Genomic DNA, 15688 nt, shown 5'->3' with positions numbered 1-15688 from the left:
GCCTGCCGAGCATGCCACCCCTGGTTGCGCTGCTGCTGGCGCTCGCGTCCGCGACCACCCTGGCCAGCACCAAGCGGGTGACTGTGCCCATAGCGCTGCCCTTCCAGCAGCACAGTAGTGCCAGCGCCAGCGCTGTAGCCACGGCGGCAGAGCCATCCGCCCACGGCTTGCAAACCACCCAATTCACCCAGACGGCGCCCGCCCCAATAGCCTCATCGGCGGCAGCCTCCAGTGTTGCCGCGCCAGAACCGGTTCCCATTCCGCTCACCCTTCCCAGAGCCCAGGTTGCCGCCTCCCAAGCGCAGTCCTCCAGTCGCCCCGCGGCTCCCCTTGCCACCAAACCTCCGGCTTCATCGGCAGCCGCCAAGCCCGCCAGTACCACACCGGCCGTTGCCAAAACCGCACCGCCAAAACCGGCGCCCGAACCTGCCGCGAACATTCCGCTGGTGACTACCGCGCCGATCAAAGCGCCGCGCTACCCAAGCGGCCACCCCGAGGCATTTGTGGCAGAGTTTGAGGATTATGTGGCGAAGAAAATTGCGCCCTTTGTACCGGGCGTGGCGATTGTGGTCGTCTCGGGCGGGCAGATTAAATCCCTGCAGGGCTACGGTGTGCGCCGCGCGGGCACCCGCGAGAAAGTCACCCCCGATACGGTATTCCGCCTGGCCTCGCTCTCCAAACCCGTAGCCGCTACCGCCGCCAGCGTGCTGGTGCATGAAGGTGGTATCAGCTGGGATACCACCATTACCTCGGTACTGCCTAAAGTCAGCTTTAAAAATGCCAAATACGGCAAGCAGCTGACCCTGCGCCATGCGCTCAGCCAATCATCGGGGTTGCCGCGCCACACTTACAGCCACTATATCGACCAAAACATGAACTATGCCGATGTGGTGAACCGCCTGCGTTATGTGAACTTCGTTTGCCCGCCCGGCAAGTGTTACGCCTACCAGAATGTCACCTACAGCCTCGCGGGGGATATGATCAAACAGAAATCGGGCATGAGTTTTGAGTCCTACGTCGGCAAAAAAATATTTGAACCCTTGGGGATGCGCAGCGCTTCCTACGGTTTGAACAGCTACAACGCCTCGCCCAACCGCGCCGCGCCGCATATCGCCAATGGCAACCGCTGGGTGCCCACGGCCGTGGTGGCCAACTGGTACAAAGTTGCCCCGGCTGCCGGGGTGAATGCCAGTATTGTGGATATGTCCAAGTTTTTGCTGGGGCAAGTAGGTCGCCGTCAGGATGCCCTCCCACTCGCCGTGCTCAAACCCATTCAGTCGCGAGTCACCAAAAACACACCCGAGCAGAACTACTACGGCGTGCGCAAAGCCGTGGGCAATACCGCCTATGGGCTGGGCTGGCGCGTATTTGATTACGGTCGCAACAAAAACTTTGTACATCACGGCGGCCACGTCAAAGGCTTCCGCACCGAGATGGTATTTAACCGCGAGCTGCAAATCGGCATGGTGTTCCTCTCCAACTCGGAAACCCGTTTGGCGCGCGATGTAATCTTCAAATTTTTAGATATGCACGAGCGCGCACAACAGGCGGCCCGCGCCAAAAAACAATAACCGCGACTCAAGGCTTCACCGCTATCGCCGAGGGACAACTATGGCACTGGCCAACTTGCACCCGCGCCGCATTTTGCAGGCGCTGGATACCATCGATGCCGAATCACCTTCCTACCAATTGAGCCGCCCCGCAGCTTTGCGCCGGGTTTTTACGGTGCTGGCCTGTGTCAGCGTGAGCCTGTTGATCCTCAACTACAGCCGCTACTCGGTAAATTTGCACGAGCTGCTTGCCCGCTTGGGGCAATGGCAATTGCAGGATGCGGGTTATTACCTGCGCGCGCTGGAGGCCAGCGGCTGGCTGGAATTGGCGGGTTATATCTGGTGGACTGGCTGCCACCTGTTTGCGTTTATTGTTATTCCCTGGCTGGTGATCCGTTTTTTGTTCAACGAAAAAATGGTCGATTTCGGCTGGCGCTGGAATCAAGTCGGCCAGCATTGGCGCGGTTATTTGCTGCTACTCAGCCCGATTCTGGTCTTTGTGGTACTGGTCAGCCTGGGCGAGGACTTCGTCAACCATTACCCCTTTTACAACCAAGCCGGGCGCAGCTGGTTGGATTTCCTGCTATGGGAACTGCTGTATATAAGCCAGTTCATCTTTCTGGAATTCTTTTTCCGTGGATTTATGGTGAACGCCCTGCGCCCGGCAATTGGCGCCAATGCCGTGTGGGTGATGTGTGTCCCCTACCTGATGATTCACTTTCCCAAACTCTGGCTGGAGGCAACGGGGGCGATTTTATTTGGCCTCTTCCTCGGTATTTTGGCACTGCAATCGCGCTCTATTTGGGGCGGGGTTTTGGTACATGCAGGTGTCGCCTTGAGCATGGATATAGCCGCCTTGTTGCGCAAAGGGCAGTGGCCGGTCGAACTTTGGTAAGCGGCCTGCCGTGCCGGTTTTTTTTACATATTCACCCTCGCCCTACGCACTCACCGCCATCGCGGATCAATGGCAAAAGCGCCGTTTTGAGCTGTTTTTATGCTAAGCGATTCACGCCTTAGATACCCTCACACTGAAAACCGTTTTTGATCACTTTTGGCGTTAAAAACCCCAGTCTTTAATGCTGATTTCCGCGTCGATTTTTTTGTCGAGTTACGCGCCACTTTTTTTGCTAACTCCTTCATATTGCAATAAAAACCCCACCAATACAGAGGCTTAACCCAACCCGCAAAACAGCCATTTATATGGCGCGTAAATTGCTAAACCAAAGTGTGAGATAAATCACAGCTTAGCTTGAACGTTCAATCAACTAGCGGAAGGAATTTAATCATGAACACTTGGAATCGCTTTTCCGTTTTACCACTGGCAACACTCGCTTTGGTCAGCGCGCTGGTATGTGGCTCTGTACAGGCGGGCACTGTAGCCTGTGATGCAAGTACCTTGGCGCTCGTCACCAATACCACCGACTGTGAAAGGAGCACCAGCGCGACTCAGGACTTCCTCAACACCGATCCAATAACAGTAAATGCTGAGGAATTTTTTAGTTTCGACGACTGGCTGTTTTTGGATAAAGACGAATACGACGATAATTCAGGCCAAAGTGGCAATTGGGCAGTGGATGCCAGCGTATGGGACAACTACAGCAACCTGATGCTGATATTCAAGGACGGCGCGGGCACTACCTTGGTGGGTTATCTGGCAGCTGACGGCGCTACCGGCGGGACATGGGAGTCACCCTTCCGTGAACCCGAGTTTGATATGAAACCTGATGATAAGATTAAGGACGTTTCCCACATCAGCTATTACGTGCGTGGCGCCGTGACCCGGGTTCCCGACACTGGCTCTATTGTACTGATGCTGATTGGTTTGGCATTCCTGGGGCTGTCGCGTGCACGCACCACCCAAACCGAATAATGGGTGTTTACCGCAAGGATTGATTGCCCGTAAATGTTGATACTTTAGCCACCCAAAACCGCCGTACCCCTACGGCGGTTTTTTTATGCCCGCCAAACCGGTTTTCTGCCTTGCTTGGTTATCCGTTGCGACGATTTGGCGGTCCGCATCAATAGTCGGTACGACCTGATTGCTGGATCGTTTTTTTATTTGCATTTATTTGCTTATAGCTGGCGATAAGGATGTTTTTTGTCAGGGCGCAAGTGTTTCAACAAAATCAACAACTTGGCGCCTAAATTCACATTTAACCTAAAATCCATGCTCACCAAGCCACGAAAACGTGACTTGCATCACTCTTTTTAGCTGCTACATTCACAAATACCACCGCACCAGCAGGAAAACGGACATGGCTCACCAGTATCACAATATGGCTTTTGTAGTTGCCGCCCGCACAGCCTTGGGTTTGCTATTTAGCCTTGCGGCCTTGATCTCGACCCACAGCTACGCCGCCTATGCGGATTGTTTGGCCACCCCTGATACAGACACCCGAGTTGATTGTTTTTCCATACAACCCCACACAGTAGCTGTCGCAAACAATGACGGCTACTTAGATGCCGCCGTGGTCGCCGCCGCCAGTATTGCTACAGCGACTACCCCCGCGGCACCGGCGGCAAACCCCGGTTTTTACGTCGCCCAACCCCATAGCCGTGACGAGCGCCAGCCTGAATCCCTGCCCATAATGCTACTCTTGGCCGCACTCGTGACCGTATGGTTAGTACGCGCCAAAAACGTGAATAACAAGTAAGCTAGCCGGCGCAATCACGGAAACCTGCGCACTGGATTAAAACAAAGATAGTCATATGTATATCTAGCCAGTAAAATCCCCGCATTCATGCATTTACTGGCTCAGGTTATGGACGTTTCCCTCCTCCTCGATCAACTCAACAACGAACAGCGCGAAGCCGTATCGGCGCCAGCAACCAACCAGCTGATCCTCGCTGGTGCGGGCAGCGGTAAAACCCGCGTGCTGGTGCACCGTATTGCCTGGTTGATTCAGGTGGAGCAGATGTCGCCCTATTCGATCATGGCGGTGACCTTTACCAACAAAGCTGCGCGCGAAATGCGCAGCCGGTTGGATGAACTGTTCAATCAGAACAATCAATACATCAACAGCCGCGCCATGTGGGTGGGCACTTTCCACGGGCTGGCCCATCGCCTGCTCAAAGCCCATTGGCAGGACGCTGACCTGCCACAGAATTTCCAGATCCTGGACAGCGACGACCAGTTGCGTCTGATCAAGCGCATTTACCAAGTGCTCAATATCGACGAAAACAAATGGCCGCACAAACAGGCGCAGTGGTATATCAACGCGCAAAAAGACGAAGGCCTGCGCTCCCGCCACATACAGGAAACCACCGACCCTTTTGTGCGCACTATGCTGCAAATTTATCGCGCCTACGAAGAGGATTGCCAGCGCGGTGGCATGGTAGATTTTGCCGAAATCCTGCTGCGCGCCCACGAACTCTGGCTCAACAAACCGCACATCCTTGAACACTATCGCCAACGCTTCCCGTTTATTTTGGTGGACGAATTCCAGGACACCAACTCAGTGCAATACGCCTGGCTCCGTATGCTGGCGGGCAAAGAATCGCGCGTGACCGCGGTGGGCGATGACGATCAATCCATTTACGGTTGGCGCGGCGCAAAAATCGAAAATATCCAGCGCTTCTCGCAGGATTTTGCCGACACCCACATTTATCGCCTCGAGCAAAATTACCGTTCCACCGGCAATATTCTCAAAGCCGCCAACGCGGTGATCAAACACAACTACGGCCGCCTCGGTAAAGAGCTGTGGACGGACGGCGACAAAGGCGATCCCATTTCGCTCTACGCCGCCTACAACGAACAGGACGAAGCGCGTTTTATTGTCGAGCGGATTCAGGATTGGGCGCGCAAAGGCCACGCGAAAAAAACTATCGCGATTTTGTACCGCTCCAACGCCCAGTCGCGGGTATTGGAAGAAGCTTTATTGCGCGAGGCAATTCCCTATCGCATTTACGGCGGCCAGCGCTTTTATGATCGCCTCGAAATTAAAAATGCAATTGCGTACATGCGCTTGATTAGCAACCGCCACGATGACGCCGGTTTTGAACGGGTGATTAATACCCCGACGCGTGGTATTGGCGGAAAAACCGTGGACGATATTCGCCTGTTTGCACGCGAACAAGGCTGCTCTTTGTGGACAGCTGCAGAGCAGATGCTCGCCAATAAAGTCCTCACCGCACGCGCGGGCAATGCGCTGCAATCCTTTTTAAGTTTGATTAACAAACTCGCGCAGGATGCCAACGAAATTGATATTCACGGCGATACGCCGGGCTTGGATTTAATCGCCAAAATGGTGATAGAAGACACCGGTTTGTTGCTATTCCATCAAAATGAAAAAGGCGAAAAAGGCCAGGCGCGCGGCGAAAACTTGCAGGAATTAATTACCGCCTGCCGCGCCTTTGATGCGGAAGAAGAGAATGAAGAGCTCTCACCCCTGCAACAATTTTTAGATACAGCGGCACTCGATGCCGGTGAAACCCAAGCCGATGAATTTGAAGATGCAGTGCAATTAATGACCCTGCACTCGGCCAAGGGGCTGGAATTTCCACTGGTGTTTTTAGCCGGTGTGGAAGAGGGTTTGTTCCCGCATAAAATGTCGGCGGACGACCCGGATCGATTGGAAGAAGAGCGACGTCTGTGTTACGTGGGCATCACTCGCGCTATGGAAAAGTTATTTATTAGTTACGCTGAAACCCGTCGCTTGTACGGCAATGAAACCTTTAACGCGGTGTCCCGTTTTGTGAAAGAAATTCCTGAAGATTGTATCGAAGAAGTGCGTTTAAAAACCGCAGTTACCCGCCCGGTGAGCGTTAAACGCCCACTTACCCAACCGTCCAATCGCCAACCCATGTATGACACTGGCGAAGACACCGGTTTTCGCCTCGGTCAGCGCGTGACTCACCCCATGTTTGGCGAAGGTGTTATTTTGCAATTTGAAGGCTCGGGCCCCAACGCCGTGATTCAAATTAAATTCGCCGATACCGGCATCAAGCGTCTGGTGATGCAATACGCGAAGTTGACGGGGCTATAAGCAGGCCACATAAAACCGGCAGGGCGCTCCCCAAAAGCGCCCTGCGAGTTGATAATAAATAATGATTTATTTTGTATTGTTCAATCACGGATAAGACAAAGGCTATGAACACCAAAACAATAAATTGGTACCCCTTGGTTATCGTTGTATTAGTCGCCGCATTGGCGGCTGTTTTTGCTGCACTGGTGCTGGAAAAAACCAAACCCCAAATACTTACAACACATAACAACCCCGCTTCCGATTCGGTATCAACACAAACCTACCACTGGAAAATGGTCACCTCCTGGCCGAAAAATACCCCTGGTTTGGGCGTGGGCGCGGAAAATGTAGCGCGCGTGATTAATGAAATGTCGGGCGGGCGTTTGCAAATCCATGTCTATGGCGCCAACGAATTAGTACCCGCGATGGGCGTGTTTGATGCGGTCTCATCCGGCAGTGTGGAGATGGGCCACTCAGGCAGTTATTTCTGGCGCGGCAAAGTGCCCGCCGCACAATTTTTTACCTCTGTGCCCTTTGGTATGAATGCACAAGAATTGTATGGCTGGATCAACCACGGCGGTGGTTTGGAATTGTGGCGTGAACTTTACGCACCCTTCAATTTAATTCCATTCCCGGCAGGCAATACCGGTGTACAAATGGCCGGTTGGTTTAATCGCGAAATTAATTCGGTGAAAGATTTGCGCGGCTTAAAAATGCGTATTCCCGGTTTAGCAGGCGAAGTTTTTAATTTAGCAGGCGGCACGGCAGTCAATATTCCCGGCGGCGAACTTTATACCGCCTTGCAAACCGGTGTAATTGATGCAGCCGAATGGGTGGGGCCAGAAAATGATTTAGCCTTCGGGTTCCAGCAGATCGCCAAATATTATTACTATCCGGGCTGGCATGAACCGGGCCCGTCGATGGAATTAATCATCAACAAAACCGCATTTGAAAATTTACCCAAAGATTTGCAGGCGATTGTCACTTACGCCGCGCGCGCCATGAGCCAGGACATGTTTGACAGCTACACCGCCAACAACAGCCGCGCCTTAAAAGAATTGGTGGAGCAGCAGGGCGTGGAAATTCGCAAATTGCCCGATGAAGTTTTAACACGCTTTTACGAAATTTCCCAAGAGGTTTACGCGCAGCAGGCAGCAAAAGATCCCCAATTCAAAAAGGTTTACGAATCCTACAAAGCCTTTATGGATGACTCGGCGGATTATCAAAAAATTTCCGAGCAAACCTATTATCAGGTGCGCGAACAACAGCGGCAGTAAACCTGACGATATTCTTTTCGAGCTAGCACCGGATCAGTCGCGATCCGGCGCGCCCAACGGAAACAAACCCCGATACGGCCGCGCTTCGTCAACCACCCGAGCGACTGACGGCCGCGCCAGCAAACGCTGCCGATAAGCCCGTACCCGCGCGAATGATTCGGCAATGGGGTGAACCCAATCGGCATAAAACAATGCCGGAGCCGCCGCACAATCCGCCAAACTGAACGCTTCCCCTGCCGCCCAGGTACGCCCAGCCAAGGTCTCATCCAACCAAGCATAAGCGCGCTCCAGCAATACCCGCGCCTCTTCTACGCCGTAAGCATCGCGCTTATCCACCGGCCGCAGACTGTCGAATACAAACTTCTGCATCGGTGTCATCACATAATTGTCGAAAAAACGATCCATCATTCGCACCTCCAGCGCCGCGTCTACCGTTCCGGGCAGCAACCGCACCATACCCGGATGATACAGTCCCAAGTACTCGATGATAATGCTCGACTCAACCACCGTCCTGCGGTTATCCAGCAACACCGGCATTCTCCGTATCGGCCACAAGGCCTGAAACTGCGCCCCCGTCTCAGGTTCATCCGGGCCCAACAAGCGGAATTGAAATGGCAACTCGTTCTCGTAGAGCGCAATCAGTACCTTCTGACAATAGGAAGAAAAAGGATGGGCAAAAAGTTGCAGAGGCATAGCGAAACTCCTGAGTTGGGAAGATAGAGAGTAACGCTCCGTTTAATCAGAAAGGAGCGCTCCTTTCTAGTCGAACGGGCCCCAGGGAAATCGACAGGGAGCGATTATTTTTTCAGGGGATGAGTTGCGGCAGAACAGCCACTATGACGTTGTTTCTTGAAAGACTTTTGCAATGCCGCTCAAAGTGCAATTAGGCATCGACTTTATTCACTATTTTTTGCGTTACTCCGGCTTGTCATCCTGCGCGCAAATTTCTACCAATGTGGCTATGCCATTTTTGCGCAATTTTTCCATCAGCTTGGCAAGCTGTTCTACCTGCGCCGCATCCAACTGTTCACCGTGAATAAACTCAAGCCGCTTCTTGGCAACCAGCTCACGCACATATTCAGGGCGCACACGCAGGCGTTCGGCAGTTTGGGTGATGGAAAGCAGTTGACGTAACATGGGGCGCCTGTGCGATGGGTGGTAGAGTGGATTACTATGCCACAGTTGTTGCGGGATTTATGCCTGTTACAACGCGCTTTCACCTCTGCGGTGTGCAGCGAATCGCTTGGCAGCTGTGAGTTGCCGCTGGCTGTGCCATAATTTCCCTCCATAACCCTAATCATTTTTTCGCCCCACCTTTTTATAAACAGGTTCTCTTATGGCCAACCTCGGCACGCTCTATACCGTCTCTGCCCCCTCTGGCGCAGGCAAAACCAGTTTGGTGAGCGCACTGGTAAAATCCAATCCCGAAGTCTGTGTGTCGGTGTCGCACACCACTCGCCCTATGCGCCCCGGTGAAATTGACGGGGTGAATTACCATTTTGTTGATCACGCGACGTTTGAATCCATGCTGGAGCAGGGCGCCTTTCTGGAACATGCACGAGTGTTTAGCAACCTCTACGGCACATCGCAGCAGTGGGTGGTGGATACGCTAAAGCAGGGCATCGACGTGATTCTGGAAATCGATTGGCAGGGCGCCGAGCAAGTGCGTCGTTTGATGCCAGGCACAGTGAGCCTGTTTATCCTGCCGCCGTCATTGGCCTGTTTGCGTCAACGCTTGACCGGTCGCGGTCAAGATGATGTGGCGGTGATTGATGCGCGGATGAGCGAGGCGATTAGCGAGATGTCGCATTACGTGGAAGCGGACTACTTGATCATCAACGACGACTTCACCGTGGCGCTGGCACAATTCCAGGCGCTGATTACCAGCCAACATATCCGCCTGGCACGCCAAAGCGAGCGCCATAGCCAGTTATTAAAGGAGTTATTGGCTTAGTTATTGGTTTAAATGTGCCCAGTGCGGTTGGCACAGGTGCCACCGCTGACGCATAATAGCCGACCGGACTGCAGCCCAGCTGCCTGTCCACCCCAAGCGCCTATAGATCACACCAAGTAGAGCACACAAAGTTATGGCACGTATTACCGTTGAAGATTGTTTGGATCACGTTGATAACCGGTTTGAACTGGTTATGGTTGGCAGCAAGCGCGCGCGTCAATTGGCAATCGGTGGTAAAGAGCCACACGTAGCACCCGAAAACGATAAACCTACCGTTATCGCCCTGCGCGAAATTGAAGAAGGTTTTATCGATGCCAGCATTCTGCTGGAGAAAGACACGCTGCCACAGCCAAAACCCGAGCGCGTGTACGAGAACGATATCTAAGATTTTGATCATGCCAGTCGCCGCTATACTCCATAGCGGCAATTCTGTCTGGAGAAGGGCGTGCAAACCATAGAGGCTTTAAGCCACCGGCTATCGTCTTATCTGGAACCTTCCCAAATCAATTTGGTGAAGCGCGCCTACTTCTATGCCGAACAAGCCCACGACGGCCAAAAACGTCGCAGTGGCGAAGCTTACATAACACACCCTCTCGCGGTTGCTGACATTTTGGCGACCATGCACATGGATCATCAGAGCCTGATGGCGGCCATGCTGCACGACGTGATTGAAGATACCGGCATCAGTAAAAAAGCAATCTCCGGCCAATTTGGCGATGCGGTGGCGGATTTGGTGGACGGCGTATCCAAGCTGACCCAGATCGAATTTGAATCCCACGCCGAAAAACAAGCCGAAAACTTTCAAAAGATGGCCTTGGCCATGGCCAATGACCTGCGCGTGATACTGGTCAAGCTCGCTGACCGTTTGCACAACATGCGTACCCTGGGCGCTATGCCGCCCGACAAAAAGCGCCGCATTGCCAAAGAAACCCTGGAAATTTACGCCCCTATTGCCCACCGTTTGGGTATGAATGAGGTGCGCCTGGAGCTGGAAGATCGCAGCTTCTATTGTATGTATCCGCTGCGCGCCACCCGTTTGCAAGCGGCGCTCAAAACCGCGCGCGGCAACCGCAAAGAATTAGTCGAACAAATCCAGACCTCGTTTGAAAAACGCCTGCAAAAAGAAAGTATCAACGCCATTGTGATTGGCCGGGAAAAACACTTATTCAGCATCTACGAAAAGATGCGTCAAAAGAAAAAATTCTTTAAAGAGATTATGGATGTCTACGCCTTCCGCATAGTGGTGGACTCGGTAGACACCTGCTACCGCGTGCTGGGCGTGGTGCACAACCTTTACAAGCCGGTGACCAGTGAGTTCAAGGATTACATTGCCATCCCCAAAACCAATGGTTACCAGTCGCTACATACTGTGCTGGTAGGCATGCACGGGGTGCCGATCGAAGTACAAATCCGCACCAAGGAAATGGACGAAATGGCCAACAGCGGTATCGCCGCCCATTTCCTGTACAAATCCAATAGTGACGAACCCGTCAACGCCAGCCACAACCGCGCGCGCCAATGGGTGCAGGGTTTGCTGGAAATGCAGAAAAATGCCGGCAACTCCCTCGAATTCATCGAGAACGTGAAAATCGACCTCTTTCCCGACGAGGTCTATGTATTTACTCCCAAAGGCAAAATTGTCGAGCTGCCCACCGGCGCAACACCGGTCGATTTTGCCTACGCCGTGCATACCGATGTCGGCAATACCTGCGTTGCCTGCCGCATTAATGACCGCATGGCGCCACTGTCGCAGCCGCTGCAATCTGGGCAAAAGGTGGCGATTATCACCGCTCAAGGCGCGCAGCCGAATCCCAGCTGGCTCAATTTTGCAGTGTCAGCCAAGGCGCGTTCAGCGATTCGTCACTACCTCAAACACCAGCGCCATCATCAATCGGTCAGCTTGGGCAAACGCATGCTCAGCCGCGCCCTGAGCGAAATCCAGTTGGACCTGGAACATTTGCCCGAGGAGCTGCAGCAAAAACTGCTGAGCGGCGCGCAACTGGAGTCCATGGATAAACTCTATGAAGAGATAGGCCTGGGCAACAAAGTGGTTTATTCGCTGGTGAAATTGCTGCAGCCGGATGCCGAACTCAAGCCGCGCTCCGGCTCTGCTAACTCGGCGATTACCATCGATTCCGCCGAAGGCATGATGATCAGCTTCGCGCGCTGCTGTCGCCCGATTCCCGGCGACCCGATTATCGGCCATGTCAGCTCCGGTAAAGGCTTGGTGATTCACCAGGACACTTGCCGCAATATCGCCGAGATTCGCAATTACCCCGATAAAATCAGCCAGGTTAACTGGGCTGCTACCGTCAGCGGTGAGTTTTTGGTGGACGTGCGCGTGGAAGTGGAAAGCGAGCGCGGCATTATCGCCACCCTCGCCACCCGCATCACCGAACAGGGCGCAAGCATTGAGCACATCAACGTGCACGAGCGCGACGCTCACAACAGCGTGATCCACCTGTGTATCGGCGTACATAACCGCATCCATCTCGCCAACATCATGCGCCGCATCCGCACCCTGAGTTTTGTGATTCGCGTGAATCGCTCTAAAAATTAATCACTCACCATTAAGGTTTCCCCATGACCAACAAAGCCATTATCCACAGCGATAACGCTCCCGCCGCTATAGGTACTTATTCACAGGCGGTGAAAGTCAACAACACCGTTTACCTCTCCGGCCAAATTCCGCTCGACCCGAAAACCATGCAATTGGTGGATGGCGATTTTGCTGCCCAAGCCCATCAGGTTTTCAAAAACCTCGCTGCCGTGTGTGAAGCCGCCGATGGCAGTTTGAAAGACATAGTCAAACTCAACATCTACCTCACCGACTTGGCCAACTTCCCAATCGTGAATGAAGTCATGGGCCAGTATTTCCAACCACCCTACCCGGCGCGAGCCGCTATCGGCATCAACCAATTACCACGTGCTTCACTGATTGAAGCAGATGGGATTATGGTGATCTAACTCATCACAGCCGTTTAATAAAAAGGCCGATCAGATTGCTCTGATCGGCCTTTTTGTTGCTCAGACAACCGATTTACTTTTTCAGTGTCGCCTTGGGATTAGGCAAATCCGTAATCGTGCCTGCACCCAATTCCGCCGCCAAACCGACGGACTCGTGTAGAGTCGGATGGGCGTGGATGGTGAGGGCGATATCTTCCACGCTCGCGCCAAACTCCAGCGCCAGGGTCAGTTCACCCAACAGTTCACCGGCGTGCACACCAACCAAACCGGCACCCAGCAGGCGATCGGTTTTGGCGTCGTAAATCAACTTAGTTTTGCCTTCGCTGCGGTCGGCAGCTATGGCGCGGCCGCTGGCGCCCCAAGGGAAAACGGCGGTTTTGTAGTCCAGCCCCTGTTGTTTGGCTTCTTTTTCGGTCAGGCCGACCCAGGCGATTTCCGGGTTGGTGTAGGCGATGGAGGGAATCGCCATAGGGTCAAAGGCGTGTGGATGACCGGCAACACCTTCGGCGGCGGCATGGCCTTCGTGGGTGGCTTTGTGCGCAAGCATGGGTTGGCCGATGATGTCGCCAATCGCATAAATGTGCGGCACATTGGTTTGCAGGTATTGGTTGACGGCGATAAACCCGCGCTCATCCACATTGACCCCGGCTTTCTCCGCGCCGATCAATTTACCGTTAGGCACCCGGCCGACGGCGACCAATACGCCGTCAAACTGACGGGGTTCGGCGGGGGCATTGGCGCCGCTAAAGGCTACTTCAATCGCCTCAGGCTTAGCGGTTACGGCTTCCACTTTGGTGGACAGCAGCACTTCAAATTTGCCGCTGGTGTATTTGTTATAGACCGCAATCAGGTCTTTGTCGGCGGCGGGCACCAGTTGGTCGGCAAACTCTACGACCGTCACTTTACTGCCCAGGGCTTCGTATACTGTGGCCATTTCCAAACCAATAATGCCGCCGCCAATCACCAGCAAGCGCGGCGGAACCGAACGCAGCTCGAGGGCTCCAGTTGAGTCAAAAATGCGGGGATCTTCGGGGATAAAGGGCAGTTTTACGCTGCGCGAACCGGCGGCGATAATGGCGTGATCGAAGTCGATCAGGGTAGTTTCATCGCCCTTGACCACTTGTAATTGATTGGCGCCGGTAAAACTGCCATAACCTTCTACCACCCGCACCTTGCGGCCTTTGGCCATGGCACCCACCCCGGACACCAGCTTGCTGACTACCGAATCCTTATAGGCGCGCACCTTGTCCAGGTCATAACTTACCGGGCCCATGGTCAGGCCGAGGTTGCTGACATGGTGCGATTCGTTCATCACCTCAGCGACATGCAGCAGTGCCTTGGAGGGAATACAGCCGACGTTCAAACACACCCCGCCGAGGCTGGAATAGCGCTCGACTAGGGTGACTTCCAGGCCGAGGTCAGCGGCACGGAAGGCGGCGGAATAACCGCCGGGGCCGCTGCCGAGTACAACGAGTTGGGTTTTAATGGCGGTCATGTGCTGCTCCTTTGGACGAGGGAAATAGGTAAGAGGGCGAGCTTAAAAGAAACTGAAACCCACCTGAAAGAGTTTTTCTACATCGCGAATATGTTTCTTTTGCAACAGAAACACTATGACGTGGTCGCCGGATTGCACCACCACATCGTCGTGGGCGATAACCACTTCGTCGCCGTCCGGCCCTTGGCGCACAATCGCACCTATGTTGGCACCTTCGGGCAGATCTATATCTTCCAGCGCCTTGCCGACCACCTTGGATGACTTGGCGTCGCCGTGGGCGATAATTTCAATCGCCTCAGCCGCCCCGCGGCGCAGTGAGTGAACGTTCACTATATCGCCGCGACGCACGTGGGTGAGCAGGCTGCCGATAGTGGTGGTTTGCGGCGAGATGGCAATGTCGATATCGCCACCTTGTACCACATCCACATAGGCGGGGTTATTGATCAGTGTCATCACCTTGCGTGCGCCAAGGCGTTTGGCGAGCATGGAGGACATGATGTTGGCTTCATCGTCGTTGGTGAGTGCGAGGAATACATCGGTATCTTCGATGCTCTCCTCCATTAGCAGGTCTTTGTCCGAGGCGCTGCCCTGAATCACAATCGCCCGCTCCAGCTGTTCCGAGAGACGGATGCAGCGCATTTTGTTGTACTCGATAACCCGTACGTTGTAGCGGCCTTCGAGCATTCTGGCGAGGCGCAGGCCAATATTGCCGCCGCCCGCAATAGTGATGCGCTTATAGGCCAGTTCAAGGCGGCGCAATTCGCTCATCACTGCGCGAATATCGGCTTTGGCGGCGATAAAAAACACTTCGTCATCGGCTTCGATCACCGTGGTACCGGTGGGCATTATGGCGCGATTGCGCCGGTAAATGGCGGCAACCCGGGTATCCACCGAGGGCATGTGTTCGCGCAAAAAGCGCAGCTCTTGTCCGACCAACGGCCCGCCGTGATAAGCCTTAACCGCCACCAATTGCACCTTGCCCTCGGCAAAGTCGAGCACCTGCAGGGCGCCGGGCTGCTCAATCAGGCGGAAAATATACTCGGATACCAACTGCTCGGGGCTGATCAATACATCGATGGGAATGGCGCCCGAATCAAACAGCTTTTGCTGGGTGAGGTAGGAGGTAGCGCGCACCCGCGCAATCTTGGTGGGCGTGTGGAACAGGTGTTCGGCAACCGTACAGGCGATCATATTGATTTCGTCGTCACTGGTTACGGCCACCAGCATATCGGCATCACCCAACCCCGCCTGTTCGAGTATGTCGGGGTGCGAGGCTTCGCCGGTGATCACGCTGATATCGAGCCGGTCGCGCAGTTCGCGCAGTCGCGCCTCGTCGGTATCCACCACGGTGATGTCGTTGGCTTCGCTCGCCAGGTGTTCCGCCAAACTGCCGCCAACTTGCCCGGCGCCAAGAATAATAATTTTCATAAAGTGCCTGTTACCTGCCTCAATTTGTCGCCAAGTCTAGCCTTCGCTGCGCA

14 protein-coding genes are annotated in these 15688 nt (G+C 54.0%); 10 read left to right on the top strand and 4 right to left on the bottom strand.

Annotation, left to right across the window (positions count from 1 at the left end; all coding sequences use genetic code 11):
• Positions 1-11 precede the first annotated feature (11 nt).
• The 6 genes from D0B88_RS05025 to D0B88_RS05000 all read left to right on the top strand — a co-directional run bounded on the left by D0B88_RS05025 (position 12) and on the right by D0B88_RS05000 (position 7791).
• Positions 12-1571 carry a serine hydrolase gene (locus D0B88_RS05025; RefSeq protein WP_151055603.1) on the top strand — a complete coding sequence of 520 codons (1560 nt, stop codon included), beginning with the start codon at positions 12-14 and terminating at the stop codon, positions 1569-1571.
• A gap of 40 nt (positions 1572-1611) precedes the next feature.
• On the top strand, positions 1612-2445 hold the full coding sequence (locus tag D0B88_RS05020; protein ID WP_007638595.1) for a CPBP family intramembrane glutamic endopeptidase: 834 nt from the start codon (positions 1612-1614) through the stop codon (positions 2443-2445).
• A gap of 390 nt (positions 2446-2835) precedes the next feature.
• Complete coding sequence (locus D0B88_RS05015) at positions 2836-3420, top strand: hypothetical protein (RefSeq protein WP_007638603.1); 585 nt, start codon at positions 2836-2838, stop codon at positions 3418-3420.
• Positions 3421-3805: 385 nt separating this feature from the next.
• Positions 3806-4204 (top strand): hypothetical protein, encoded by a 399-nt coding sequence (locus D0B88_RS05010; RefSeq protein WP_151055601.1) that lies wholly within the window; start codon positions 3806-3808, stop codon positions 4202-4204.
• A 108-nt stretch (positions 4205-4312) separates the two neighbouring features.
• On the top strand, positions 4313-6535 hold the full coding sequence (gene uvrD / locus D0B88_RS05005) for a DNA helicase II (protein WP_151055599.1): 2223 nt from the start codon (positions 4313-4315) through the stop codon (positions 6533-6535).
• A 104-nt stretch (positions 6536-6639) separates the two neighbouring features.
• Complete coding sequence (locus D0B88_RS05000) at positions 6640-7791, top strand: TRAP transporter substrate-binding protein (RefSeq protein ID WP_151055597.1); 1152 nt, start codon at positions 6640-6642, stop codon at positions 7789-7791.
• Between the two features lie 33 nt (positions 7792-7824).
• On the opposite strand, the gene D0B88_RS04995 is transcribed toward D0B88_RS05000, so the two are convergent.
• Both D0B88_RS04995 and D0B88_RS04990 read right to left on the bottom strand, forming a co-directional pair.
• Positions 7825-8484, bottom strand: coding sequence for a glutathione S-transferase family protein (locus D0B88_RS04995; protein ID WP_151055595.1), 660 nt, complete (start codon positions 8482-8484; stop codon positions 7825-7827).
• 222 nt (positions 8485-8706) lie between these two features.
• Complete coding sequence (locus tag D0B88_RS04990) at positions 8707-8928, bottom strand: hypothetical protein (protein ID WP_007638621.1); 222 nt, start codon at positions 8926-8928, stop codon at positions 8707-8709.
• A gap of 199 nt (positions 8929-9127) precedes the next feature.
• On the opposite strand from D0B88_RS04990, the gene gmk reads away from it, so the two are divergent.
• The 4 genes from gmk to D0B88_RS04970 all read left to right on the top strand — a co-directional run bounded on the left by gmk (position 9128) and on the right by D0B88_RS04970 (position 12712).
• A complete protein-coding gene (gmk, locus tag D0B88_RS04985; RefSeq protein WP_007638624.1) occupies positions 9128-9745 on the top strand; it encodes a guanylate kinase in 618 nt (205 codons plus the stop codon).
• Between the two features lie 133 nt (positions 9746-9878).
• Positions 9879-10130, top strand: coding sequence for a DNA-directed RNA polymerase subunit omega (gene rpoZ, locus D0B88_RS04980; RefSeq protein ID WP_007638626.1), 252 nt, complete (start codon positions 9879-9881; stop codon positions 10128-10130).
• 60 nt (positions 10131-10190) lie between these two features.
• Positions 10191-12305: a bifunctional GTP diphosphokinase/guanosine-3',5'-bis pyrophosphate 3'-pyrophosphohydrolase gene (spoT, locus tag D0B88_RS04975; RefSeq protein ID WP_007638628.1), complete on the top strand. Its 2115-nt coding sequence runs from the start codon at positions 10191-10193 to the stop codon at positions 12303-12305.
• Positions 12306-12328: 23 nt separating this feature from the next.
• Positions 12329-12712 carry a RidA family protein gene (locus D0B88_RS04970; protein ID WP_151055593.1) on the top strand — a complete coding sequence of 128 codons (384 nt, stop codon included), beginning with the start codon at positions 12329-12331 and terminating at the stop codon, positions 12710-12712.
• A 73-nt stretch (positions 12713-12785) separates the two neighbouring features.
• On the opposite strand, the gene lpdA is transcribed toward D0B88_RS04970, so the two are convergent.
• Both lpdA and trkA read right to left on the bottom strand, forming a co-directional pair.
• The gene (gene lpdA, locus D0B88_RS04965; protein ID WP_151055591.1) at positions 12786-14207 is read right to left on the bottom strand and encodes a dihydrolipoyl dehydrogenase; all 1422 of its coding nucleotides are present in this window, start codon (positions 14205-14207) and stop codon (positions 12786-12788) included.
• Positions 14208-14249: 42 nt separating this feature from the next.
• Complete coding sequence (gene trkA / locus D0B88_RS04960; protein ID WP_007638633.1) at positions 14250-15635, bottom strand: Trk system potassium transporter TrkA; 1386 nt, start codon at positions 15633-15635, stop codon at positions 14250-14252.
• Positions 15636-15688 lie beyond the last annotated feature (53 nt).

The sequence above is a fragment of the Cellvibrio sp. KY-YJ-3 genome, from assembly GCF_008806955.1.
GTDB lineage: Bacteria > Pseudomonadota > Gammaproteobacteria > Pseudomonadales > Cellvibrionaceae > Cellvibrio.
The sequence above is the reverse complement of the archived record's forward strand: the minus strand, read 5'-3'. Positions and strand labels throughout refer to the sequence as shown.